This is a genomic window from Polynucleobacter sp. MWH-UH24A, from assembly GCF_018687475.1.
In the GTDB taxonomy this organism is placed as follows: domain Bacteria; phylum Pseudomonadota; class Gammaproteobacteria; order Burkholderiales; family Burkholderiaceae; genus Polynucleobacter.
Genome location: NZ_CP061292.1, coordinates 532,107 through 556,036, shown reverse-complemented (window position 1 = coordinate 556,036; position 23,930 = coordinate 532,107). Strand labels below are relative to the sequence as shown.

The following is a 23,930-nucleotide window of genomic DNA, read 5'->3' as shown; positions in this document are numbered from 1 at the left end:
TTATTGGTTGAGAAGTTGGCCCCAGCGCGGTAGGGCCTGACTTACATTGTGGACAACTGCCTGTGATAGAGAATTTGGCTGCACACCCCGAACTTCAGCTAACACGCGTGCAATTCGAGGTAAAAATGCAGGCTCATTGCGTCGCTCTTGTTCAGAGCGTAACCATGCTGGTGGAATATCCGGTGAATCAGTTTCGGTCACGATGGCATCGATCGGTAGTTCTTGAATAAGCCGGCGAATTTGCAAAGCACGCTCATAGGTCGCAGCACCCCCAAAACCCAATTTGAATCCCAAATCAATAAATTGCTGAGCCTGCTGAAAACTTCCATTAAATGCATGGGCGATACCACCGCTGATGGTTCGTTGACGAAGCGCCTTCAAAATCATGTCTTGAGATCGACGGACATGCAAGATCACCGGCAGTCGATGGTGTTGGGCCAGATCCAGTTGCGCATGAAAAAAGAATGCTTGTCGATGCGGATCCAACTCAGCGACAAAATAATCTAGACCAATTTCACCAATACCGACAAAGTGAGGGTCATTCTTAGCACTGATTACTGCAGTCTCTAACGTTTTTAAATCACTTTCGCTGGCACGATCGGTATACAGCGGATGAATGCCTAAGGTATAAACCAAATAGGGAATCTCATGCTTGAACCGATGGGTGATTTCTTGAACGGCCTCAAAATCCTGAGCTCGCACTGCAGGCAACAAGATACCTGCTACGCCAGCGTGTTTTGCTCGCTTTACGATGCTCTCGATATCACTCAAAAATTCAGGGGCATCGAGGTGGCAATGGGTATCAAGCCACATCAATGCTTATTCCCTAAATGGCTCGAGTATGCCGCGAGTCAGGCGCAAAATACGATCGCACCGTTTGGCCCGAACTGGATCGTGCGTCACGATCAAAAATCCGGTGCCCTGCTCTTTAGCAATATCAAGCATTAGATCAAATACTCGATCAGCTGTTTCGGTATCTAAGTTACCGGTTGGCTCATCAGCCAATACGCAATCCGGTTTTCCAACCAAAGCACGCGCCACGGCAACGCGTTGACGCTCACCTCCCGATAACTCCGCCGGGGTGTGATGAAGACGCTTTCCTAAACCAACTGCGTCCAACAGAATCTGTGCTGGCGCTTCTGCCTCTTCCCGACTCAAACCTCGAATTCGAAGGGGTAAAGCAACATTCTCTAATGCGCTTAATTCATCAAGCAGATGATGAAACTGGTACACAAACCCTAAGTGTTGATTGCGGATCCGATCGAGCTCCTTTGCGCTCATCCGATTGAGCAATTGACCAGCCAATTCCACCTCACCAGCACTAGCTGTATCCAATCCCCCTAAAAGGTGAAGTAAGGTGCTCTTACCAGACCCCGATGAGCCGACAATGGCTACCTTCTCGGCTGGGCTTAACTTCAACTCAACCGATTTAAGGACCTCAACTGCATTGATACCTGCGCCATAGGTTTTTGCAAGATGAGAGGCCTTGAGAACCGGTTTACTCATAGCGCAAAGCCTCAGCTGGTTTGACTTGCGCTGCTCTGCGGCTTGGGTAAATCGTTGCAAGAATCGAAAGGACAAATGCCATGATGCCCACCTTCAATACGTCGTCAAGACGCACATCCGATGGCAGCTGGCTAATGAAATAAATGTCCCTCGGTAAGAACTGCACCCGAAAGAGGGTCTCGATAAACGGGACGATCACATCAATATTTAAAGCGATGAGTAATCCAAACCCTACCCCAAGCAGTGAGCCCAATAGGCCGATTGCCAAACCTTGCACTAAAAATATGCGTTGTACTAATCCAGCGCTTGCGCCCATTGTTCGCAAAATCGCAATGTCCGCCTGCTTGTCCGTCACCGTCATGACTAAGGTCGAAACTAAATTAAATGCTGCCACCGCAATAATCAAGGTCAAGATGATGAACATCATTTTTTTCTCAGTTTGGACTGCGGCAAACCAATTGCGATTTGATCGTGACCAATCGCTAACCCAGAGCGCTTGCGGTACGACTTGCGCTAAGCGCACCGCAATTTCAGGGGCCTTTTGCATGTCATCGACCTTGACGCGTAAACCGGTCGGGTCGGTCATTCGTAACAAGGCAGCGGCATCTTTCCAGTGCATGACCGCTAAGGTACTGTCGTATTCATAATGACCGCTGTCCACCATACCAACGACCTGAAGAGCCCTCATTCGCGGCATCATCCCAGCAGGAGTTAAATCACCTTCCGGAACCAATAGGTTTACACGATCACCAACCCGAATACCTAGTGTTCCCGCTAACTGCGTTCCAAGTACGACCCCAAATTGTCCAGGCTTCAAATCACTGATTGAGCCCACGATTAATTGTTTGGGCAAATCCGATACGCGACCCTCTAGGGCTGGATCAACCCCCCGTAGAACAACCCCGCGCATCGATTCAGCTCGAGAGAGAAGACCTTGCGAGCTCACCATTGGGGCAACCCCGAGAACATGGGCTTGCTTTGCAAGCGTTTCGGCGATTGGCTCCCAGTTCGATAAGCCATTGGGTGAGGTAATTTCAATGTGCGAGAGAACCGAAAGCATGCGGTCTCGCACCTCCTTCTGAAACCCATTCATGACGGACAGCACCACAATGAGAGCCGCAACCCCTAGTGCGATCCCAGCCATGGAGATCCCAGAGATAAACGAAAGAAATCCATCGCGTTGACCAACCGCCTTCCTACGCCGCGAGCGCGTGTACTTAAGTCCTATCTCCAGTTCAATTGGAATCTTCCACATTGTCACAGTTTAAGCAATTGGCGCTACGTACTGAGCAAGTTGAGTAATTGCCACCTAAAATTAGGGTCATGACTCGACAAATCAGCATTCTTCTATCCGGCGAGGATCAGTTCGACCACGCGCTTGAGCGTGCGCCCAAAGCCTTACCGCACGAGCGCTATCTGATTGGCGATTCATTTGCTCTTGGTAGGGCCTTGCATCAAAATCCAAATGATCAAGTTCAGCTATGCATTGAACCGGTTCATCTGCATGCGACCCGCGATCATCTCGTCTTACTTCCATTATCGGAGCTGGACATACCCCAAAATGAAGTCACCGTCTTGATGGAGGAGGCAAACACCATTTTCGGTGAAGAAGGAATGATTCCGATTTCAAACAATGGCCATACTTGGGTTTATGCAGCAAGTGATTATGCGTCCCTGTACACCCACAGTGTGGCGCAAGCCAAAGGACGCAATATCGATTGGTGGCTCCCTAAGGATACTGTGGTGCCAGGATTGGCTAAACGGTGGCGCAAGATTCAAAATGAGATCCAAATGCGCTGGCATATTCACCCGATGAATGAGGCACGCGAGGCCCAAGGATTACCTCGGATTAATTCGGTATGGGTCTATGGAATTGGTAAAGCAACCGATATTACTTATTCATCTGAATTAACCAATGCAAGTCAAGTTATTAGTGATCATCCCTGGATGACATCAATTGCTGCACAGCGTGGCATCCCCCTTTTAAACCCCGAGTCTCTTCAGTGGGAACAGCAGCCAAGCAATACCTTTGTATGGTTAGAGGGCATGCATAAAGAATGGCCTCGCTTGATGCAAGCCATGCTGGAGTCTGACCTTGAAATTACGGTCATTGATTTTCCCGGGAACATTCGCAAACGAACGCTTCGAGCCAAAGACTATCAAAGCCCGGCGTGGAAGTTTTGGCATAAAAAACAACCGCCGACCTGGGACGAGTTACAGGCATGAGTGTTTTTAGCCAACGCGCCTACCCCGATGACGTTGTTGAACATTTAGAAGCGCATGGTTTGGATCCGCTCTTTGCTCGCTTGTATGCAGCCCGAGGGATTCAAGACCATTCCGAGTTAAATCTAGAGGCAAAGCAGTTACTACCACCCGCTTCGCTAAAAGAATGTGAGACGGCGGCGCGGTTATTGGCGGATGCGATTGCCTCAAAACGACCCATGGTAATCGTCGCCGATTACGACTGTGATGGTGCAACGGCTTGCGCACTTGGGATGCGAGGATTACGCATGCTAGGGGCTTCAGAGGAGCAATTGGGCTACTTGGTTCCAAATCGTTTCACCATGGGCTATGGCCTAACCCCTGAAGTGGTTGATATGGCACTTGAACTCAATCCAAGACCATCGCTCTTAATTACGGTTGATAACGGAATTGCGAGCCACCAAGGAATTGACTACGCCAAGACGCATGGTATTGATGTTCTGGTCACTGATCACCACCTACCGAGCGATCAACTTCCAAATGCACTCGCCATTGTGAACCCCAACCAACCCGGGTGTGGATTTGCAAGCAAGGCACTTGCTGGGGTTGGGGTGATGTTCTACGTTTTAATTGCCTTACGAGCCCTCTTACGCGAACGTGGTGTATTCACAAATACAACGCAACCAAAAGTCGAGCAGCTCTTTAGTTTGGTGGCACTTGGCACAGTCGCCGACGTTGCCCAACTCGATCGCAATAACCGCATTCTGGTGTCACACGGTCTTAGAAAAATACGTCAGGGTCAAGCTCCAGCAGGATTATTGGCTTTATTTGAGGTGGCCGCAAGAGACCCGAGAACCGCTAGCCCCTTTGATCTGGGATTTGCGATTGGGCCTCGCTTAAATGCAGCAGGACGCTTAGCCGATATGAGCTTGGGGATTCAGCTGCTCCTGTGTGACGATGAAACTCGGGCGATGTCTCTTGCGCAGGAGCTTGACCGCATCAATCGAGAACGGCGCGTGATTGAGTCCGGGATGCAAGAATCTGCGCTTGCGAGCCTAGCTCATTTATCAATGAATGAGCAAGCTGCGCTTTGCTTATGGCATCCCGATTGGCATCAAGGTGTGGTGGGCATTGTTGCTTCGCGACTTAAAGAGCGCTTTAATCGCCCAACCATCGTTTTTGCGCCTGCTGAGGATGAATCCGGTGCCCCATTGCTTCGCGGCTCCGGTCGATCGATTCAGGGTTTTCATTTGCGCGATGCCCTTGATGTAGTCTCCAAAAAATATCCTGGCTTGATATTGAAGTTTGGTGGTCATGCCATGGCGGCAGGACTCACCATTCGCCAATCTGACTTTGATGACTTTGAGCATCACTTTTGCGAAATCAGCACAAGCCTACTCGATGATGAGATTTTGCAACGGCGCTGTATCCATGATGGCTCTTTGGGCCCCGATCAGTTCACCGTTGAAATCGCCGATCGCTTGATGCAGGAAATCTGGGGACAAGGTTTTCCGCAACCGCTTTTCTATGGTGAATTCGAGGTGCTTCAGCAATCGCTCATGAAGGATAAGCATTTACGCCTTCAACTTCGCCCTCTGTTGAAGAACGAAAACCTCGCTCCCGTCCTTACTGGAGTTTGGTTTAATCGCACCCAAACACTACCGCAACACGCGTTTTTAGCATTTCGGCTGGTGAGTGATCGTTTTCGTGAAGAGGCTCGTATTCAACTGATCATTGAAGCTGCTAACGATTCACTCCCATAGCCGCTTACCCTTATAATTCGCTCATGGAAGCCGAACAACTCAATCAAATTACCAACGCCTTCAAAGATCTCCTCGCTCGCGAGCATGCCCTACGGGGGTATCTTTGACTTTGATACGAAGTCAAACCGTCTAATTGAAGTCAATCATATTTTGGAAGATCCCAAAATCTGGGATGACCCTAAACAAGCTCAAGCCTTTGGCAAAGAAAAAAAATTACTCGAAGGCGTAGTTAATACCCTAACCGATTTGCAACAAAATATTATTAGCAGTATGGAGCTGATGGACCTGGCTCGGGCTGAGAATGATTTAGATACCTTGTTATCGCTTGAGGCTGATGCTGCCTCGTATGAAACGATTATTGCCGATCTCGAGTTTAGGCGAATGTTTCATAATGAAATGGATCCCTGCAACTGCTTTATTGATATTCAGGCTGGGGCTGGCGGCACCGAAGCATGCGACTGGGCCAGCATGCTGTATCGCCAATACCTCAAATACTGCGAGCGTAAAGGCTATAAAACAGAAATTTTGGAAGAGTCGGATGGTGATGTTGCCGGTATTAAAAGCGCCACGATCAAAGTCGATGGGGAATATGCCTATGGTCACCTCCGTTCCGAAACCGGGGTTCATCGCTTAGTTCGTAAATCACCATTTGACTCATCCGGTGGTCGCCATACCTCATTTGCCAGTATTTATGTTTATCCTGAAATTGATGACTCCATTGAGATTGAGGTCAATCCCGCCGATATTCGCACCGACACGTATCGCGCATCGGGCGCTGGTGGTCAACATATTAATAAGACTGATTCTGCGGTTCGTCTTACGCATATTCCAACGGGCATTGTGGTGCAATGCCAAAACGATCGAAGCCAACATCGCAACCGGGCTGAAGCAATGAGCATGCTCAAGTCGCGCTTATACGAACATGAGATGCGTAAACGCCGAGCCGAGCAAGACAAGTTAGAGGCCAGCAAAACCGATGTGGGCTGGGGGCACCAAATCCGCTCTTACGTACTTGACCAAAGTCGTATTAAAGATTTACGAACCAATGTTGAGATCTCCAATACTCAGAAAGTCTTGGATGGTGATCTTGACGCTTTCATTGAGGCTAGCCTAAAACAGGGCGTGTAAGATTCTGCTATGAGTAACTTAGACCAACAAGACCCATCGATTCCAGCGCAGGATGAAAATCACATCATTGCCGAGCGGCGTGAGAAGTTAGCAAAGCTGCGCCAAGCAGGAATTGCATACCCCAATGATTTTGTACCCACTCACTTAGCAGCTGATCTTCATCAGCATTACGACTCATTTAATAAAGAAGAATTAGCGAATAAACGTATTCATATCAAAGTTGCCGGTCGGATGGTGCTCAAGCGCGTGATGGGCAAGGCCAGCTTTGCAACCATTCAAGATCGCAGCGGTCAAATCCAGTTTTATATTAGCGATGATCTCACCGGCAGTGATATTCATGGGGCATTTAAGCATTGGGATCTTGGCGACATTATTGCAGCCGAAGGATACTTATTTAAAACCAATAAAGGTGAACTTTCGATTGAGTGTTCGATATTAAGGCTCTTGAGTAAGTCCTTGCGCCCTCTTCCCGATAAATTCCATGGGCTTGCTGATCAAGAATTGAAGTATCGGCAACGCTATGTCGATTTGATTGTGAATCCAGATAGTCGAAATACCTTCTTAGCACGCAGCAAGGTCATCACATCGCTACGTCGTCACATGACCGAAGCACACTTTATGGAGGTTGAAACGCCGATGCTCCACCCGATCCCCGGTGGTGCTGCCGCGAAACCGTTTATTACTCACCATAATGCACTCGATATGCAAATGTTTTTGCGCATCGCTCCAGAGTTATATCTAAAGCGTCTGATTGTAGGCGGCTTTGAACGCGTTTTTGAGATTAATCGCAATTTCCGTAATGAAGGTGTGAGCCCTCGCCATAATCCTGAGTTCACGATGATGGAGTTTTATGCAGCCTATACGGATTATCGGTGGCTCATGGATTTCACAGAAAACCTCATTCGTAGCGCTGCCATCGATGCCCAAGGAACCGCGACCCTCACCCACCAAGGTCGGCCTCTCGATCTTGCCAAACCCTTTGATCGCTTGACGATTACTGAAGCCATCTTAAAGTACAGCCCGCTCTCAAAGAAATCCTATACCGCTACTCAGCTAGAGGATCCTGAATTTATTCGAGGCGAACTAAAAAAAGGTGGCGAGGATCTCAATGCCCCTGCGATAAAAAATGCTGGCTTAGGTGCCCTGCAGCTCGCCTTATTTGAACTGGTGGCTGAGGAGCATCTTTGGGATCCAACCTACATTATTGATTACCCCATTGAAGTAAGCCCATTAGCACGTGAATCCGATTCCCGCAAAGGGGTGACCGAGCGCTTTGAGCTTTTTATTACCGGTCGTGAAATTGCCAATGGCTTTTCAGAACTCAATGACGCCGAAGATCAGGCTGAACGTTTTCGCAAGCAAGTGGCGCAAAAAAATGCCGGTGATGAGGAGGCGATGTATTTTGACCACGACTTCATTCGGGCACTTGAATATGGCATGCCTCCGACTGGAGGTTGCGGTATTGGTATCGATCGATTAGTGATGCTACTCACCGATGTACCGAATATTCGTGATGTGATTTTGTTTCCCCATTTGCGCCGGGAAGACGAATAAAGTTACCGCTCTTTAAGGCGGGTGCTTTTAGCAACCCGCTCATAAAAGCCGTCTGGCTTATTTTTGACCCACTCAATAAAGCGTTGCATCTGCGGATGCTCACGAATTGCATCGGCAGAGTTCAAGCGCCTAGCCAACTCCGTCTCGGTAAATAGAGCATGGATCTGACGATGGCAAATGCGATGCAGATACTGGGTTTCTTTACCACCTTTTGAGCGCGGAATGAGATGATGCGCATCCATTTGAGCAGGAGGAATCTCACGCTCACAAATCGGACAAATAATCGGATTGGGGGTGACTGATACCGCTTCGATTGAATCAATTTGCTTTTGGCGAATTCGACCCAACATAGAATTGAGAACTAATGATTTTCTTTGGCGTGATTAATCGAATACTTGGGAATTTCAATGACCAAATCCGTTTTAGCCACGATGGCTTGGCACGACAGACGGGACTGTGGCGACAGGCCCCAGGCGCGATCGAGCATATCTTCTTCATTTTCATCGGGCTCATTGAGACTCCCAAAGCCTTCACGCACGATCACATGACAGGTGGTGCAAGCGCATACCATATCGCAGGCATGTTCAATTTCAATATCATTGGCGAGTAAGGTCTCGCAAATGCTAGTTCCCGGCTCAACCTCGATCACTGCACCATCGGGGCAGTACTCAGAATGGGGTAACACTACGATTTGGGTCATTCCATCAATCTCATGAATTAAATTTCAGCAACATTTTTTCCAGTCAGTGCGCGCTGAATACTCGCATTCATGCGCTTTTCAGCAAACGGATCAGTGGTCTTCGCAGCTTTTTCAATGGCTTTGCGTAACACATCACTGTTCGTTTCCGATTCTAAAAGGGTTTGCAACAGGGCCATCTCTTTACGAATTAAGGCGCGCTCAACATCCGTTAACAAATCACCGTCCTCTTGCAGTGCAGCACCCACTGCTTCCAATAAGCGCCTTGCCTCCACCTGCTCCTCGCGCAATGCACGAGCGTGCATATCATCGCCAGCCGCCTGAAATCCATCTTGCAACATGCGTGCAATCTCAGCATCACTGAGTCCATAGGAGGGTTTGATCTCAATCGATGCCTGGACTCCGGAACTTTGTTCAATCGCATGTACCGATAAAAGTCCATCGGCGTCGACCTGGAATGTCACTCGAATCCGTGCAGCACCAGCAACCATTGGAGGAATTCCTTTGAGCTCAAAATGCCCCAATGATCGGCACGCATCGACGACCTCACGCTCGCCCTGCACAATATGCAGCGCTAGACCGGTCTGACCATCTTTAAAGGTTGTGAAATCTTGTGCCCTAGCGACCGGTATGGGTGTATTGCGAGGAATAATTTTTTCTACAAGGCCGCCCATGGTCTCCAATCCAAGGGACAGTGGGATGACATCAAGTAATAACCACTCATTATTCTTAGATTGATTCCCTGCTAGAAGATCGGCCTGCATCGCTGCACCAAGAGCAACCACCTGATCGGGGTCAAGGTTATTTAGAGGCTGGGTCTTGAAAAATGCACCAACGCTTGCTTGAACATGTGCCATTCGCGTAGCGCCACCAACCATCACCACGCCCTTCACATCACCCACTTGGAGCTGAGCATCACGCAGTGCTTTGCGAACAGAAACCATGGTCTTATCCACTAAAGGCTTAGTCAGCCTCTCAAATTGGTCGCGGGTGAGCACCAAGGAGATGGGTTGTCCGTTCATCAGCGTGAGCTCAATCGAGGTCTCGGTCACTTCGCTTAATTCTTCTTTGGCACGCTTGGCCGCACTCAGTAACGCTCGTTGATCCTGTGGCTCAAGACTTGAAAGCTGAGTCTCTTGAATCATCCACATATATATAAGCCGATCAAAGTCATCGCCTCCCAAGGCGGAATCCCCGCCGGTGGATAAAACTTCAAACACGCCCTTACTCATTCGCAAAATCGAGATATCAAAAGTGCCGCCGCCAAGATCATAGACGGCATAAATACCTTCCGAGGCATTATCTAAGCCATACGCAATTGCTGCTGCAGTGGGCTCATTAAGTAGACGCAGAACATGAAGTCCGGCAAGCTTAGCAGCATCTTTGGTAGCCTGACGCTGGGCATCATCAAAGTAGGCTGGCACAGTAATCACTGCACCAACAATTTCATCTTGCACAGAGTCCTCAGCGAGTTGGCGCAATCGCGCCAAGATCTCTGCGCTCACCTCCACTGGGCTTTTATCCCCTGCGACGGTTCGCAACTTGACCATGCCAGGCTCATCAATCAATGCATATGGAAAGTCGTGTTGCGTGAAATCATTTAAACCACGTCCCATAAAACGCTTTACCGAGACAATCGTATTTTTGGGGTCTTTGATCACATGGGCTAAAGCCTCAAATCCCCCCTGAGTTCTACCGTCTGGTAAATACCGAATCACCGAAGGAAATAAAGCCTGACCAGCAGCATTGGTTAAGACCTTGGGTAAGGCATCTCGAACCACTGCAACTAAGGAGTTGGTCGTTCCCAAATCAATTCCAATCGCCACCTTGCGCTCATGAGGTGCTAGTGCCATTCCAGGTTCAGCGATTTGTAATAAGGCCATATTCGTTTGCTTTAGACCAGTTGCGCGATTGCGTCATCGAGCTCGATGGCAAATTTATTAATAAAGAGTAGACCGCGAAGAATATCCACCGCTTGACCATAGGCTGACTGCTCAAAGGCATCAGTGAGTTCCAGCAATGAATGGTGACGTGCCTTCTCAACTTCGATCGCAAGTGCCTCTAAAGCCTCCAAATCATCAGCGTGATCATCTAAGGCTTCGCGCCATTCCATTTGTTTCATTAAAAACTGAACCGGCATCGCGGTATTCGTTTCTAGATTGGCCTCAACACCATGCAGCTGGCATAAGTAGAGACCGCGGGCGATCGGATCTTTCAGGGTTCGATAGGCGCCATTGGCATAGGTCGCCATTTGCATGGCTAAACGTTGCTCGGTATCGGATCCCGAGGCATGACGATCGGGGTGAACTTCTTTTTGAATCGCTAAATACGCGCGATCCAATACCGACGTATCAAGCATGAAACGGGGGGTAAGGCCAAAAAAAGTGAAGTAGTTGTCAGACGCGGAAAGATTCGCCACAACCACACTCATCTTTCACATTGGGATTTTGAAACTTAAATCCTTCATTTAAGCCTTCGCGGACAAAATCAAGCTCAGTTCCATCGATATAGGTCAGGCTCTTTGGGTCAACAAAAATCTTAATACCGTGAGATTCAAATACTTGGTCTTCTGGAGCAGCTTCATCAACATACTCCAATTGGTAGGCAAGACCTGAGCAGCCCGTAGTACGAACACCCAGGCGCAAACCACAGCCCTTACCGCGCTTTTGCAAACTGCGGTTGACGTGATTAGCGGCTTTTTCAGTCAGGGTGATGGACATGGCAGTTTTATTTAACAGGATGCTTGTCTTTGTAATCTTTCACTGCCGCCTTAATGGCATCTTCAGCCAAGATGGAACAATGAATTTTTACAGGCGGTAACGACAACTCTTGCGCAATTTGCGAGTTCTTAATCTCTAAGGCTTGATCAAGGGTTTTCCCCTTCACCCATTCAGTCACCAATGAGGAGGATGCAATCGCAGAACCGCAGCCATAGGTCTTGAATTTCGCATCTTCAATAACGCCATGATCATTGACGCGAATTTGCAATTTCATCACGTCGCCACATGCCGGCGCACCAACCATTCCTGTGCCCACCTGCTCATCGCCCTTGGCAAAGGAACCAACGTTACGGGGGTTTTCATAATGATCAATTACTTTATCGCTATATGCCATTTCAATTTACCTTGTCTAGAACATCAAATCCTATTAATGGGCGGCCCATTGAATCGTATTGAGATCAATGCCATCTTTGTACATTTCCCATAAGGGAGAAAGTTCCCGCAATTTCGCAATCTTGTCTTTAACTAAAGCAATCGTGAAATCCACCTCTTCTTCGGTGGTAAAGCGGCCAATCGTAAAGCGAATCGAGCTATGGGCAAGCTCATCATTGCGCCCCAAAGCACGTAATACATACGAGGGCTCTAAGGAGGCCGAGGTACAAGCCGATCCCGAAGAGATGGCGATATCTTTTAATGCCATCAACATGGACTCGCCTTCAACGTAGTTAAAGCTGATATTGAGGTTATGGGCAACGCGTTGGTCCATGTCGCCATTCACATAAACCTCTTCAATGTCTTTTAGACCAGCTAGCAAGCGATCACGTAATTTACGAATCCGCGCGGCTTCTTCGGCCATCTCGATTCGAGCGATCTTAAACGCCTCGCCCATGCCAACAATCTGATGAACAGGCAAGGTTCCCGAACGCATTCCGCGCTCGTGACCACCGCCATGGATTTGGGCTTCGATCCGCACCCGGGGTTTGCGGCGCACAAACAATGCGCCAATCCCTTTGGGACCATAGGTCTTGTGTGCCGAGAAACTCATGAGATCGACTTTGATCTTCTCCAGATCAATTTCAACTTTGCCCGTTGCTTGCGCAGCATCCACATGAAATATGACGCCACGCGAGCGGCACAATTCGCCAAGTCGTGGAATATCTTGAATCACGCCAATTTCGTTATTGACATACATCACCGATGCCAAAATGGTATCGGGACGAATGGCAGCTTCAAACTGCGCAAAATCAATCAGGCCGTTTTCCATCACATCAAGATAAGTAAGGTCATATCCTTCACGCTCAAGCTCGCGGCAGGTATCGAGTGTTGCCTTGTGCTCGGTCTTCACCGTAATGATGTGCTTACCCTTCTCTTTATAAAAATGGGCTGCACCTTTAAGCGCCAAGTTAATGCTCTCGGTCGCACCACTTGTCCATACGATTTCGCGAGGATCGGCGTGTACTAATTTGGCAACCTCAACCCGCGCCTCCTCTACTGCCTCTTCGGCCGCCCACCCAAATGCATGGCTGCGAGAGGCTGCATTACCAAATTGCTCCCGCAAATAAGGCAGCATTTTGTCAACCACGCGCTGATCAATCGGCGTCGTGGCCGAGTAATCCATATAGACCGGGAAATGCTTAGGGCTATAGATGGAAACGGGCTGTAAGGCAGCCTTTAGTGGAGCGTTCATACTTAACCTTGTCTTGCTAAATTAAATACTGAGTTGATGAGAGGCCGTTTGGGAGCCTCTTCTTTTTTAGTTACCGCAGCAACCGCTGTCTTTTTCAGTTTTGCAGGCTCAACGCGCACTTTTTTCTCGCGCATATCTGCAATCACGACGCCGCGACTCTCTTGCTGTTTCACCAAATCGCGCAAGGTGACCGAGTCTAAGTACTCAACCATCTTGGCATTCAAATTAGTCCATAAGTCATGGGTCATACAGCGACTATGGGTATCTTCCTCGCTGTGGCAGTTTCCTTTGCCACCACACTGAGTAGCGTCTAGAGGCTCATCCACGGCCACAATAATGTCGGCCACGCTCACCTCTTCAGCTTTACGGGCTAAGGTATAACCACCGCCAGGGCCTCGCGTGCTCTCCACAATATTAAAGCGACGCAATTTTCCAAAGAGTTGCTCTAGATACGAAAGAGAAATCTTCTGACGCTGGCTAATTCCAGCTAAAGTTACAGGACCATGCGCTTCACGCAGGGCCAAATCTATCATTGCAGTTACAGCAAAACGACCTTTAGTAGTAAGTCTCATAAATCACCTTGGTTGTGGGTTGATATGGACAGCCATTGCCAGAGGGGTAATACCTGACAATTCTGGTCAAGTATAACATATTCCTGAGTATTTTTATCAGGAATAAGCCATAGAGATAATGTGGGGATAAAAAAGGATAAGCGCTTGATTTATATGGAATCTTTAGCAAGCGCGCCAAATGCCAACTCTTTGATTTTAGCAATCTGATCGCGCGTCGTAGCAGCTTTCTCAAACTCAAGATTTTTGGCCTCAGCCATCATTTGCTTTTCGAGGCGGCTGATCTCATTGGCCAACTCCCGCTCACTCATCATCTCGTACTGCGCCTTGCGCTGCGCAATTTGCAACTCCACGCGCTTTTCCTGAACATCGTAGACGCCATCAATGATGTCTTTAATCCGCTTCTGAACCCCTTTGGGTTGAATGCCGTGCTTCAAGTTAAACGCAATTTGCTTATTTCTGCGGCGCTCAGTTTCTCCCATTGCTTTTTTCATGGACTCGGTCATTTTGTCGGCATACAAAATTGCTTTGCCATGAACATTACGAGCTGCCCGCCCAATGGTCTGAATCAAACTTCGTTCGGCTCGTAAAAATCCCTCTTTGTCCGCATCCAAAATGGCGACAAGCGATACCTCGGGGATATCAAGACCTTCTCGCAATAAGTTGATGCCAACCAAGACATCAAAAACGCCCAAACGTAGATCCCGAATAATTTCAACGCGCTCGACCGTATCAATATCCGAGTGAACGTAACGTACTTTGACGCCGTTATCAGCCAAATACTCGGTCAGTTGCTCGGCCATTCGCTTAGTAAGCACGGTAACCAGTACACGCTCACCCGCTTTAACGCGCTCATGGATTTGACCCAGTAAATCATCCACCTGAGAGCTGGCGGGAAGGACCTCAATTGCTGGGTCGACTAATCCAGTCGGCCGAACGACCTGCTCAACGACCTGACCTGTTTTTTGGTTTTCATAATCGGCTGGGGTTGCTGAGACAAAAATTGCTTGGCGCATCTTGGTCTCAAACTCCGGAAACTTCAAAGGCCGGTTATCCATTGCCGATGGTAAGCGAAAGCCATACTCCACCAAAGTATGCTTGCGTGAACGGTCGCCGTTGTACATCCCATTGAGTTGCCCAATCAAAACATGGCTCTCATCTAAGAACATGAGTGCGTCCTCGGGAAGGTAATCGACTAAGGTGGGTGGCGCCTCACCCGGCTTTGCCCCCGACAAATGCCGCGAATAGTTTTCAATACCTTTGCAAAATCCGAGTTCAGAGAGCATTTCAAGATCAAATCGGGTGCGCTGCTCTAAACGCTGAGCCTCCACCAATTTATTGCCTTTGACAAACTCATCTAAGCGTTCCCGTAACTCTGCTTTAATGGTTTCAATGGCCTTTAAAACAGTCTCTCGCGGCGTCACATAATGCGAACTCGGGTAGACCGTAAAACGCGGTAATTTCTGCTTAATCTTTCCGGTTAATGGATCAAAGAAATGAAGTGATTCAACCTGATCATCAAATAATTCGACGCGGATTGCCAACTCATTGTGCTCGGCCGGGAAAATATCGATTGTGTCACCGCGGACCCGAAAAATACCTCGCTGAAAGTCCATTTCATTGCGCTCATACTGCATAGAAATGAGTCGCGTCACAATATCCCGTTGACTTAATTTGTCGCCAGGCCTTAAGGTCAATACCATGCTGTGGTAATCGCCAGGGTTGCCAATACCATAAATAGCCGACACCGTTGCCACAATCACCACATCTCGGCGTTCCAATAAACTTTTCGTAGCAGATAAGCGCATCTGCTCAATATGCTCATTAATCGACGAATCCTTTTCGATAAATAAGTCGCGCTGAGGAACGTAGGCTTCGGGCTGATAGTAGTCGTAATAACTCACAAAATATTCGACGGCATTGCGAGGAAAGAATTCCCTAAACTCGGAGTACAACTGCGCAGCGAGTGTTTTGTTTGGGGCAAAAATAATCGCAGGGCGCCCCATCCTCGCAATCACATTCGCCATCGTGAACGTTTTGCCTGAACCGGTAACTCCTAATAAAGTTTGAAAGAGCAATCCATCTTCTAGTCCTTCGCACAACTGATCAATTGCTGCCGGTTGATCTCCCGCCGGAGGAAACGGCTGATAGAGCTGATAGGGTGAATTTGGGAAACGAACAAACTTCGATTCATCGAGAGTTACTGGTTCTTCCATCTTCAGAGGAAGAGCCTCAACAACCCCCGCTGGATCGGTAAGAGCCATGGCTTCTGACTTCTTTTTTTTGCTGCTTGATTTTGGGGTGAGCTTTGGCATCTCGGCTATCATTTATGGCTAAGGACTAATCACCTAGCGATTTACAAATAATCTTCAATTTTGCCGTTTTTATTCCAATTCCACCAACTGCTTCTAAGAGCCTGATTTACAACAACTAATTAATATTTCCAACATGAACTTGTTTTCTTCCGTCCAGCTTGCCCCCAAAGATCCAATTTTTGGCCTAACCGAGGCCTATACCGCCGACCAAAGACCAGGCAAAGTGAATTTAGGGGTGGGGGTTTACTACACCGACGAGGGCAAAGTCCCACTCTTGCGGGCTGTTCTCGAAGCCGAGAAAGAAGTGGTTGCCAAAGAAGCACCGCGCGCCTACATTCCGATTGAAGGACCGAACCCCTATAACTCAGCCGTCCAAAACTTACTATTTGGTAAAGATTCGGCCTTAATTCAAGCCGGCCGAGTGGTCACCGCAGAGTGCCTTGGTGGTACTGGTGCCCTGCGCGTCGGTGGAGATTTTGTAAAACGCCTTGAGCCGAATTCACAAGCAGCAATTAGCTCGCCGAGCTGGGAAAACCATCGTGGCATTTTTGAGGCTGCGGGATACCCGGTTTTGGATTACACCTACTTTGACCCCAAAACACGCGGCGTTGACTTTGATGGCATGGTGAAATCCTTGGAGTCTTTTCCAGCAAAAACTTTAGTCATCTTGCATGCCTGTTGCCACAATCCAACGGGTGCCGATCTCACGAAGGATCAATGGAAAACGATTATTTCAATTTGCCAACAAAAACAGTTAATTCCATTTTTAGATATTGCCTACCAAGGCTTCGCCGATGGCATTGAAGAAGATGGGGCCGCTGTACGCATGTTTGCGGATTCAGGAATGTCCTTTTTTGTATCGAGCTCTTTCTCCAAATCATTCTCCTTATATGGTGAACGCGTTGGGGCTTTGTCCATCGTGACTCAAAATAAGGAAGAGTCTGCCCGAGTCCTCTCTCAGCTCAAACGCGTCATTCGAACCAATTACTCAAATCCCCCAACCCATGGTGCTGCGATTGTGGCAACGGTGCTCAACTCACCTAAACTGCGTCAAATGTGGGAGGATGAATTAGCCCAGATGCGCGATCGGATTAAATCGATGCGCCACGGCCTGAAAGAAAAACTGGCGGCAGCTGGAATATCGCACGATTTTTCATTTATTGAAGCACAACGGGGGATGTTCTCCTACTCGGGATTGACTGCTGATCAAGTCGCAAAACTCCAAGAGCAGGATGCCATCTACGCCTTATCCACTGGACGTATTTGCGTTGCTGCCTTGAATAGTAAAAATATAGATCGGGTTGCTCAGGCCATTGCCCGGGTTCTCATGTCAAAATAGGGTTCTTTGTTGGTTCTGGAGAGTATTCAATGCTTTATCAAATCTACGATTTCCAAAAAGCATTATTGCAACCCCTAACGGAGTGGGCAAAAACAACCGCTGAGACTTTTGTTAATCCAGCTAACCCACTCTCCCTGGTGCCAGGTGCGGAGCGTCTGGCAGCGAGTTATGAACTACTCCACCGTCTTGGCAAAGACTATAAGAAACCTGAATTTGGAATTCGTAGTGTCAATGCCCATGGCAAAGAGGTAGTCGTCCAAGAATTAACTACCATTGCGAAACCATTTTGTAATCTAGTTCGTTTTAAGCGTTTTTCGGATGATGTTGAAGTCATCTCCAAAATGAAGCAAGACCCGGTTGTTTTAATTGTTGCTCCTCTCTCCGGCCATCACTCCACCTTATTGCGCGATACCGTTCGCACGATGTTGCAAGATCACAAGGTTTACATCACCGATTGGATTGATGCGCGGATGGTTCCAAACGACCAAGGCGTATTTGGTTTAGATAATTACGTCCATTACGTTGAAGATTTCGTTCGTCATATTGGTGCTGAAAATCTTCATGTGATTTCTGTGTGCCAACCAACTGTTCCGGTTCTCGGCGCCATCTCATTAATGGCTTCACGTGGTGAAAGTACACCACGCTCCTTAGTTATGATGGGCGGCCCAATTGATGCTCGCAAATCACCGACCGCAGTGAACTCGCTGGCGATGAGTAAATCAATTGAATGGTTTGAAGCAAATACGATCTACAACGTACCGCCGCCTCATCTTGGTGCTGGACGACGCGTCTACCCTGGCTTCTTGCAGCACATGGGTTTTATTGCCATGAACCCAAGCAATCATTTTCAATCGCATTGGGATTATTTTCAAAACTTAGTTCGTGGTGACGAGCAGGATGCAAAAGCCCATATCCGTTTTTATGACGAATACAACGCAGTACTGGATATGGATGCTCACTATTACCTAGATACCATTCGTACTGTCTTCAAAGATTACGCCTTGCCAAATGGGAATTGGATGGTTGGCAACGAGCTCGTTAAACCACAGGATATTTTGCAGTCAGCCTTGCTGACAATCGAGGGTGAAATGGATGATATCTCCGGCAGCGGTCAAACGCGAGCAGCCCACAAATTATGTAAAGGCATCGAGGAATCGAGGAAAGAACATTACGAAGTGAGTGGTGCCGGACATTACGGTATTTTCTCTGGAAGTCGCTGGCGCAATAAAGTTTATCCCCGTATCCAGCAATTTATTCGGGCCCACCACCGATCCAATCCAAGCAATCAAGACGCGAATTAAATTGCATCGGATTGAAAGTCCATGCCTTCAATTACGCTTGCCGACCTACTCGAAGACACGCTTCCTCAAACGCAGTGTACGAAATGCGGTTATCCAGATTGTCGCGGATATGCAGAGGCCCTTGCTGAGGGCGAAAAACCCAATCGCTGCCCCCCAGGTGGTTTAGAAGGAATTATTCGTCTTAGCCAAATCCTGAATTACCCGTTAGATGGTGAGACTCGCACCATTAACCCAGAGTGCGGAGTTGAACGGCCACGTCCAGTTGCTTGGATCGATCCAAAAGCCTGCATTGGCTGCACGCTGTGTATTCAGGCATGCCCCGTCGATGCCATCGTTGGCGCATCCAAGCAAATGCACACCGTGCTTCCTGAGTGGTGCACTGGCTGTGACCTATGCGTTGCCCCCTGTCCAGTGGATTGCATTCACATGCTAAATGTGACAGGAGATCAAACTGGTTGGAATGCTTGGTCGCCCGCTCAAGCAGATCTAGCAAGAGCTCGCTATGAATCCCATTTAAATCGATTCGAACGCGAAGAGCGCGACCAAGAGGAGCGATTGGCTACTAAAGCCAAAGCCAAATTAGCCGCATTGGATCAGAGTCAAGCAACAAGCCAAGCACAACGTGAAGAAATCGAGCGTAAACGCGCAATTATTGCTGCGGCGATTGCACGTGTAAAACAATCAGGCTCATAAGCATCATGAACCCTGAGCAGCGCATTGCTTTTTTTGAGCAACTGAAGGCAAATAACCCCAAGCCAACCACCGAACTGGAATACAGCTCGCCATTTGAATTATTAACTGCGGTCTTACTATCTGCACAAGCTACTGATGTATCGGTGAACAAGGGGACGCGTCGTTTATTTTCAGTTGCGAATACTCCCGCATCGATCCTCGCACTTGGCGAAGAAGGAGTGCGTCCCTATATCCAACATATCGGTCTTTACAGGACGAAGGGAAAGCATTTGCAAGAGACCTGCCGGATATTACTTGAACGCCACGGCGGACAAGTGCCTAGAAACCGATCCGAACTAGAAGCACTGCCTGGTGTTGGCCGTAAAACGGCCAATGTCATCCTCAATACAGCATTTGGGGAAGCAACGATTGCAGTAGATACCCATATTTTTCGAGTATCTAATCGTACAGGTCTGGCCCCTGGTAAAAATGTCCTGCAAGTTGAAAATAAACTCATGAAACGAATTCCCAAGGACTACCAGGTCGATGCTCATCATTGGCTGATTTTGCATGGCCGCTATGTGTGTAAGGCTCGCAATCCGGATTGTGCACAATGCATCGTTGAGCCTTTATGCTCTTATCGACACAAAACCAATCAAGGAAAAATACGTGGCGCTGTTTAATCCAAGTCGCGATGAGGTTCGGCAATTCTTTTGCAATGCCTGGCAAAAACAATTAACTGGGGGTGTATTAACACCCCTTGAGATGATGGCCTGCTCATGGATCAAGCTCCACCCCGAGTATCACGCTATTTTGTCGAACAATGAAGCGCTTGTCCAGGAATTTACCCCTGAACAAGGACAAACTAATCCCTTCTTGCATTTATCCATGCACTTATCCATCAGCGAGCAAATTTCAATTGATCAGCCTCCGGGAATCAAGTTAGTTGCCGAGCAACTGAGTCGTAAATTAGATTCTGAGCATGAAGCCCATCATCAAATGATGGAATGCTTGGGGCGTGCTCTTTGGGAATCTCAGCGTAATGGCCAAGCTTTAGACGCACACGCATACATTGAGTCAATACGGCAACTGATTTAACGATTAATGGTTACGCCAAATCGGCAATCCCCAAACGGATCGCCTCAGGAATCCCCTTAGCGAGCTCACGTCGCGACTTGAGAACGGCATGAGTCGTATCGCGATGCCGCGGTGACCAAATCGAATCAGGAAAATAGGGGTCATCGGCAAAACGAGGGATCACATGCCAATGAAGATGTGGAACTTGATTACCCAATGAGGCTAAGTTTATTTTTTGAGGCCGCATCACGCGCCGCACAGCAAACTCAACCACATCCACTAAAGCCATCAAGATTTCTCGTTCGATACGCGATAACTCACTCATCTCAGCGATATGTCGATTCCAAATCACCCGGCAATAGCCAGGTAAATCAGGTGCATCGACCAGAACCACGCGAGCGTCGTCGCCCCGCCAAATGATGTGGCCGCCATCTTCTTTACAAAGTATGCAATCGCTCATGAGTACTACTGTAAAACAGAAAGGCGCTTAAGTCACCCTTTTGAGATGCTGTAAGCGCCTTTCACAACTGCATAATCCGCCGATTGGGCGGATGAATCATTAATGGAATTGCTCTTCTTCAGTCGACCCAGTCAACGCAGTCACTGATGATTTGCCACCCTGAATAACGGTGGTGACATCGTCAAAATATCCAGTACCAACCTCTTGTTGATGGGAAACAAAGGTATAACCCCGATCACGCGCTGCAAACTCGGGTTCTTGAACTTTCTCAACATAGGCTGTCATACCGCGCTTGACATAGTCTTGCGAAAGGTCATACATGTTGTACCACATCGAATGGATACCGGCCAAAGTAATGAATTGGTACTTGTAACCCATAGCACCCAACTCACGTTGAAACTTAGCAATCGTTGCATCGTCTAAGTTCTTCTTCCAGTTAAAGGATGGCGAGCAGTTATAAGCCAACATTTTTCCTGGAAACTTCTCACGAATTGCCTCAGCAAACTTCTTGGCAAAATCCAAATCGGGAGTACCGGTCTCACACCAGACCATATCAGCATATTGCGCATACGCTAAACCACGAGAAATCGCCTGTCCTAAACCTTTACGGGTTTTATAAAAACCCTCAGGGGTTCTCTCGCCCGTTAAGAACGGTTTATCGTTTTCATCGTAGTCTGAAGTTAATAGATCAGCAGCCTCGGCATCGGTTCTGGCCAAAATAATCGTTGGTACACCCATCACATCCGCAGCCAAACGAGCGGCAATTAATTTTTGCACTGACTCTTGAGTGGGTAATAGCACCTTACCACCCAAATGTCCGCATTTTTTAACGGATGACAATTGGTCTTCGAAATGCACACCAGCTGCGCCATTTTTAATTAATGCTTTACTTAATTCATATGCATTAAGAACACCGCCAAAGCCAGCTTCGGCATCGGCAACGATTGGAGCAAAGTAATCGATGTAACCAGGATCGCCTGGATTAATACCTTTTGACCACTGAATTTGATCGGCGCGCTCAAATGTATTGTTGATCCGCTCAACCACCTTCGGTACGGAATCCACTGGATAGAGTGATTGATCTGGATACATTGCTGCATAGGTATTGTTATCAGCGGCCACTTGCCAACCTGATAAGTAGATTGCTTTAACGCCAGCTTTTACTTGCTGCATGGCTTGACCGCCAGTTAACGCGCCCAAACAATTTACATAGGCTTCGTTATTGACTAAATTCCATAATTTCTCTGCGCCCTGTCTCGCCAAGGTGTACTCTGGACGAACAGAACCCCGAAGACGCACAACATCTTCAGCGGTATAACCACGCTTTACCCCTTGCCAACGTGGATTAGTATCCCAATCCTTTTGAATTGTTGCTGCTTCTGCTTTACGAGTCACCATATTGCTCTCCTTCATTCAAGATAAAAATTGATGTCGACGAGGGCTTAAAAAACCCAAACTCTTATGTCTTATATAAGAGTTTAGAGAGCTAACTATTATTAAAGCTTGAAAAGTTGGAGTAAATGGAAAAAAACTTATGTAATTAATTCAATTACTTACGAATTAATTTTTGTAATACGAAATAATGAGTTGCAAAATGAAATTGGCTGCTAATTTTGATTTCTCCATCTTTTTATCTGATGAAATCAATATTTCATCATATGGAAATAGGCATTAGCTGGCCGCAGCCGGTCGATTGGGAATGCTACCTGCGACTCTAAACGCTGTAAAGATAATCAAGCATTGAATAAAGGCAACGCCCAAGAAAAGCCAATTAGGTCTGCCAGCATCTAACAAAATACCAAAGGCGAGCGGACCCACTGAGGCGCCAAGATCGATGCCTGAGTAAACAATGCCATAGACTCGACCAGAGGCACCTTGCGGTGTTGCGGAGCGAATCATTAAATCACGTGATGGTGCTGCAATACCCAAGCCAATGCCAATCACAATAAACAAGGTAGGAATCAAGGCGGCCGATACTAACTCCGCCCCAATAATTACCGACATCAGTGCACTAACAAATAAACAGATGACTACGGTAAGTTCTGGCGCAGCAAAGCGGCTTGCCAGATAACCACCAAACAACATACCACCTGCAGTTCCAAGGGCTAATAGGGTTAGAAAAAAGTTACCAGAGGCAACCGAGATTTCATAGGTCTTAAACAAGGCACTAGGGGCAAACGATTGAATACCCGACATTGCCACCATACTAAAAAAGAAAAAGAGCCAACATAACCAAACAGCAGGTAACTTTAAGAAATCAAAAGTTCCCAGCGGTTGATGGTTGGGATCTTCCTTGCGTGCATTTGCCAAATTACTGGCTTGACGCTCCTTGGCATCATCCGTCAGTAAGTCGCGGTTAAACCAGATTAATATAAGAACTGAGATCGCCAAGATCGCAGCTGCCATCATCGCTGTGCGCCAATTTGCAAGCTCTGCAATAGCCACCATAAAAACTGGGGCCAAAGCCCAACCGAGATAACCGGTGACTCCATGAAAGGAATAGGCGTACGGTAATCGTTTTGCTGAAATTTTATGATTGATTAAGGTGTAATCGACCGGATGAAAAACACCATTACCGCACCCCATCAAAATTGCACCGATCATTAACCCCAAATAGCTTGAGCTCACAGCGTAGGTCACTGCGGATAAAGCCAATAATCCAATCCCAGCGAACAAGACCGGACGAGCACCTTTGTGATCGACTAGAAAACCTGAAGATGCTTGCACGATGCAGGAAACCACAAAGAACACGGTCATCAACAAACCAAGCTCGGCATACGACAAGCCAAATTCGATCTTCAACCAGGGGAAAAGTGGGGGGAGAACTAAATGATAAAAATGCGAGGTACCGTGCGCGAGGCTGATTAAGCCGATCGTACGGTTATCACTGGAGTAAAAACTGCCTTGGGCAAGCGACATGGCACTAGTTTAGCGCCAGTC

The 23,930-nt window shown here is 47.8% G+C and carries 24 protein-coding genes; 9 read left to right on the top strand and 15 right to left on the bottom strand.

Annotated features, from left to right (window positions below; all coding sequences use genetic code 11):
- From ICV32_RS02925 to ICV32_RS02915, 3 genes are read right to left on the bottom strand one after another with little or no spacing between them, the layout of a single operon-like run.
- On the bottom strand, positions 1–813 hold the full coding sequence (locus ICV32_RS02925; protein WP_215372513.1) for a TatD family hydrolase: 813 nt from the start codon (positions 811–813) through the stop codon (positions 1–3).
- 6 nt (positions 814–819) lie between these two features.
- Complete coding sequence (locus ICV32_RS02920) at positions 820–1,506, bottom strand: ABC transporter ATP-binding protein (RefSeq protein ID WP_215371787.1); 687 nt, start codon at positions 1,504–1,506, stop codon at positions 820–822.
- A complete protein-coding gene (locus ICV32_RS02915; protein WP_215371785.1) occupies positions 1,499–2,761 on the bottom strand; it encodes a lipoprotein-releasing ABC transporter permease subunit in 1,263 nt (420 codons plus the stop codon). The genes ICV32_RS02920 and ICV32_RS02915 overlap by 8 nt, the downstream gene beginning before the upstream one ends.
- A gap of 68 nt (positions 2,762–2,829) precedes the next feature.
- Here ICV32_RS02915 and ICV32_RS02910 point away from each other — a divergent pair, with 68 nt between their 5' ends.
- From ICV32_RS02910 to lysS, 4 genes are all read left to right on the top strand, one after another.
- Positions 2,830–3,732, top strand: coding sequence for a hypothetical protein (locus ICV32_RS02910; protein WP_215371783.1), 903 nt, complete (start codon positions 2,830–2,832; stop codon positions 3,730–3,732).
- Entirely contained in the window at positions 3,729–5,471 is a 1,743-nt protein-coding gene (gene recJ, locus ICV32_RS02905) for a single-stranded-DNA-specific exonuclease RecJ (RefSeq protein WP_215371781.1), read from the top strand. The genes ICV32_RS02910 and recJ overlap by 4 nt, the downstream gene beginning before the upstream one ends.
- Positions 5,472–5,494: 23 nt before the next feature.
- A protein-coding gene (gene prfB, locus ICV32_RS02900) for a peptide chain release factor 2 (RefSeq protein WP_215371780.1) occupies positions 5,495–6,599 on the top strand; the annotation gives its coding sequence in 2 pieces (ribosomal slippage) (positions 5,495–5,566 and positions 5,568–6,599; 1,104 coding nt in all).
- Between the two features lie 9 nt (positions 6,600–6,608).
- Positions 6,609–8,153: a lysine--tRNA ligase gene (gene lysS, locus ICV32_RS02895; protein ID WP_215371778.1), complete on the top strand. Its 1,545-nt coding sequence runs from the start codon at positions 6,609–6,611 to the stop codon at positions 8,151–8,153.
- A gap of 2 nt (positions 8,154–8,155) precedes the next feature.
- On the opposite strand, the gene ICV32_RS02890 is transcribed toward lysS, so the two are convergent.
- The 9 genes from ICV32_RS02890 to uvrB all read right to left on the bottom strand — a co-directional run bounded on the left by ICV32_RS02890 (position 8,156) and on the right by uvrB (position 16,042).
- Positions 8,156–8,503, bottom strand: coding sequence for an HNH endonuclease (locus tag ICV32_RS02890; protein ID WP_215371776.1), 348 nt, complete (start codon positions 8,501–8,503; stop codon positions 8,156–8,158).
- Between the two features lie 11 nt (positions 8,504–8,514).
- Complete coding sequence (fdx, locus tag ICV32_RS02885) at positions 8,515–8,853, bottom strand: ISC system 2Fe-2S type ferredoxin (protein WP_215371775.1); 339 nt, start codon at positions 8,851–8,853, stop codon at positions 8,515–8,517.
- 17 nt (positions 8,854–8,870) lie between these two features.
- Positions 8,871–10,733, bottom strand: a complete 1,863-nt coding sequence (gene hscA / locus ICV32_RS02880) for a Fe-S protein assembly chaperone HscA (protein WP_215371773.1) — start codon at positions 10,731–10,733, stop codon at positions 8,871–8,873.
- An 11-nt stretch (positions 10,734–10,744) separates the two neighbouring features.
- Entirely contained in the window at positions 10,745–11,209 is a 465-nt protein-coding gene (hscB, locus tag ICV32_RS02875) for a Fe-S protein assembly co-chaperone HscB (protein ID WP_251371911.1), read from the bottom strand.
- 37 nt (positions 11,210–11,246) lie between these two features.
- Positions 11,247–11,570 carry an iron-sulfur cluster assembly protein IscA gene (iscA, locus tag ICV32_RS02870; protein WP_108508050.1) on the bottom strand — a complete coding sequence of 108 codons (324 nt, stop codon included), beginning with the start codon at positions 11,568–11,570 and terminating at the stop codon, positions 11,247–11,249.
- A 7-nt stretch (positions 11,571–11,577) separates the two neighbouring features.
- Complete coding sequence (iscU, locus tag ICV32_RS02865; RefSeq protein ID WP_215371770.1) at positions 11,578–11,964, bottom strand: Fe-S cluster assembly scaffold IscU; 387 nt, start codon at positions 11,962–11,964, stop codon at positions 11,578–11,580.
- Between the two features lie 33 nt (positions 11,965–11,997).
- Entirely contained in the window at positions 11,998–13,257 is a 1,260-nt protein-coding gene (locus ICV32_RS02860) for an IscS subfamily cysteine desulfurase (protein WP_215371769.1), read from the bottom strand.
- A gap of 2 nt (positions 13,258–13,259) precedes the next feature.
- Positions 13,260–13,829: a Fe-S cluster assembly transcriptional regulator IscR gene (iscR, locus tag ICV32_RS02855; RefSeq protein WP_215371767.1), complete on the bottom strand. Its 570-nt coding sequence runs from the start codon at positions 13,827–13,829 to the stop codon at positions 13,260–13,262.
- Positions 13,830–13,978: 149 nt separating this feature from the next.
- The gene (uvrB, locus tag ICV32_RS02850) at positions 13,979–16,042 is read right to left on the bottom strand and encodes an excinuclease ABC subunit UvrB (RefSeq protein ID WP_215372512.1); all 2,064 of its coding nucleotides are present in this window, start codon (positions 16,040–16,042) and stop codon (positions 13,979–13,981) included.
- Between the two features lie 232 nt (positions 16,043–16,274).
- Between uvrB and ICV32_RS02845 the strand changes: the two genes are divergently transcribed.
- The 5 genes from ICV32_RS02845 to ICV32_RS02825 are packed head-to-tail and all read left to right on the top strand — an operon-like array spanning position 16,275 to position 20,551.
- Positions 16,275–17,480: an amino acid aminotransferase gene (locus tag ICV32_RS02845; protein WP_215371765.1), complete on the top strand. Its 1,206-nt coding sequence runs from the start codon at positions 16,275–16,277 to the stop codon at positions 17,478–17,480.
- Positions 17,481–17,509: 29 nt separating this feature from the next.
- The gene (locus tag ICV32_RS02840; RefSeq protein WP_215371763.1) at positions 17,510–18,781 is read left to right on the top strand and encodes a polyhydroxyalkanoate depolymerase; all 1,272 of its coding nucleotides are present in this window, start codon (positions 17,510–17,512) and stop codon (positions 18,779–18,781) included.
- Between the two features lie 21 nt (positions 18,782–18,802).
- Positions 18,803–19,474, top strand: a complete 672-nt coding sequence (rsxB, locus tag ICV32_RS02835) for an electron transport complex subunit RsxB (RefSeq protein WP_215371761.1) — start codon at positions 18,803–18,805, stop codon at positions 19,472–19,474.
- A 5-nt stretch (positions 19,475–19,479) separates the two neighbouring features.
- A complete protein-coding gene (nth, locus tag ICV32_RS02830) occupies positions 19,480–20,136 on the top strand; it encodes an endonuclease III (protein ID WP_215371759.1) in 657 nt (218 codons plus the stop codon).
- Complete coding sequence (locus ICV32_RS02825) at positions 20,129–20,551, top strand: DUF1841 family protein (protein WP_215372510.1); 423 nt, start codon at positions 20,129–20,131, stop codon at positions 20,549–20,551. Before nth ends, ICV32_RS02825 begins: the two co-directional genes overlap by 8 nt.
- 10 nt (positions 20,552–20,561) lie before the next feature.
- Here the strand turns inward: ICV32_RS02825 and ICV32_RS02820 are convergent, their stop codons facing one another.
- The 3 genes from ICV32_RS02820 to ICV32_RS02810 all read right to left on the bottom strand — a co-directional run bounded on the left by ICV32_RS02820 (position 20,562) and on the right by ICV32_RS02810 (position 23,909).
- Positions 20,562–20,990, bottom strand: coding sequence for an HIT family protein (locus tag ICV32_RS02820; protein ID WP_215371758.1), 429 nt, complete (start codon positions 20,988–20,990; stop codon positions 20,562–20,564).
- Between the two features lie 99 nt (positions 20,991–21,089).
- Positions 21,090–22,388 (bottom strand): isocitrate lyase, encoded by a 1,299-nt coding sequence (gene aceA, locus ICV32_RS02815; protein WP_251371910.1) that lies wholly within the window; start codon positions 22,386–22,388, stop codon positions 21,090–21,092.
- A gap of 273 nt (positions 22,389–22,661) precedes the next feature.
- The gene (locus ICV32_RS02810) at positions 22,662–23,909 is read right to left on the bottom strand and encodes an MFS transporter (RefSeq protein WP_215371755.1); all 1,248 of its coding nucleotides are present in this window, start codon (positions 23,907–23,909) and stop codon (positions 22,662–22,664) included.
- Positions 23,910–23,930: the final 21 nt, after the last annotated feature.

Excerpts from the sequence above, each read along its gene's own strand:
- ICV32_RS02925 (WP_215372513.1), bottom strand. The coding sequence starts at position 813 with ATGTGGCTTGATACCCATTGCCACCTCGATGCCCCTGAATTTTTGAGT.
- ICV32_RS02920 (WP_215371787.1), bottom strand. The coding sequence starts at position 1,506 with ATGAGTAAACCGGTTCTCAAGGCCTCTCATCTTGCAAAAACCTATGGC.
- ICV32_RS02915 (WP_215371785.1), bottom strand. The coding sequence starts at position 2,761 with ATGTGGAAGATTCCAATTGAACTGGAGATAGGACTTAAGTACACGCGC.
- ICV32_RS02910 (WP_215371783.1), top strand. The coding sequence starts at position 2,830 with ATGACTCGACAAATCAGCATTCTTCTATCCGGCGAGGATCAGTTCGAC.
- recJ (WP_215371781.1), top strand. The coding sequence starts at position 3,729 with ATGAGTGTTTTTAGCCAACGCGCCTACCCCGATGACGTTGTTGAACAT.
- lysS (WP_215371778.1), top strand. The coding sequence starts at position 6,609 with ATGAGTAACTTAGACCAACAAGACCCATCGATTCCAGCGCAGGATGAA.
- ICV32_RS02890 (WP_215371776.1), bottom strand. The coding sequence starts at position 8,503 with ATGTTGGGTCGAATTCGCCAAAAGCAAATTGATTCAATCGAAGCGGTA.
- fdx (WP_215371775.1), bottom strand. The coding sequence starts at position 8,853 with ATGACCCAAATCGTAGTGTTACCCCATTCTGAGTACTGCCCCGATGGT.
- hscA (WP_215371773.1), bottom strand. The coding sequence starts at position 10,733 with ATGGCCTTATTACAAATCGCTGAACCTGGAATGGCACTAGCACCTCAT.
- hscB (WP_251371911.1), bottom strand. The coding sequence starts at position 11,209 with ATGCTTGATACGTCGGTATTGGATCGCGCGTATTTAGCGATTCAAAAA.
- iscA (WP_108508050.1), bottom strand. The coding sequence starts at position 11,570 with ATGTCCATCACCCTGACTGAAAAAGCCGCTAATCACGTCAACCGCAGT.
- iscU (WP_215371770.1), bottom strand. The coding sequence starts at position 11,964 with ATGGCATATAGCGATAAAGTAATTGATCATTATGAAAACCCCCGTAAC.
- ICV32_RS02860 (WP_215371769.1), bottom strand. The coding sequence starts at position 13,257 with ATGAACGCTCCACTAAAGGCTGCCTTACAGCCCGTTTCCATCTATAGC.
- iscR (WP_215371767.1), bottom strand. The coding sequence starts at position 13,829 with ATGAGACTTACTACTAAAGGTCGTTTTGCTGTAACTGCAATGATAGAT.
- uvrB (WP_215372512.1), bottom strand. The coding sequence starts at position 16,042 with ATGGAAGAACCAGTAACTCTCGATGAATCGAAGTTTGTTCGTTTCCCA.
- ICV32_RS02845 (WP_215371765.1), top strand. The coding sequence starts at position 16,275 with ATGAACTTGTTTTCTTCCGTCCAGCTTGCCCCCAAAGATCCAATTTTT.
- ICV32_RS02840 (WP_215371763.1), top strand. The coding sequence starts at position 17,510 with ATGCTTTATCAAATCTACGATTTCCAAAAAGCATTATTGCAACCCCTA.
- rsxB (WP_215371761.1), top strand. The coding sequence starts at position 18,803 with ATGCCTTCAATTACGCTTGCCGACCTACTCGAAGACACGCTTCCTCAA.
- nth (WP_215371759.1), top strand. The coding sequence starts at position 19,480 with ATGAACCCTGAGCAGCGCATTGCTTTTTTTGAGCAACTGAAGGCAAAT.
- ICV32_RS02820 (WP_215371758.1), bottom strand. The coding sequence starts at position 20,990 with ATGAGCGATTGCATACTTTGTAAAGAAGATGGCGGCCACATCATTTGG.
- aceA (WP_251371910.1), bottom strand. The coding sequence starts at position 22,388 with ATGGTGACTCGTAAAGCAGAAGCAGCAACAATTCAAAAGGATTGGGAT.
- ICV32_RS02810 (WP_215371755.1), bottom strand. The coding sequence starts at position 23,909 with ATGTCGCTTGCCCAAGGCAGTTTTTACTCCAGTGATAACCGTACGATC.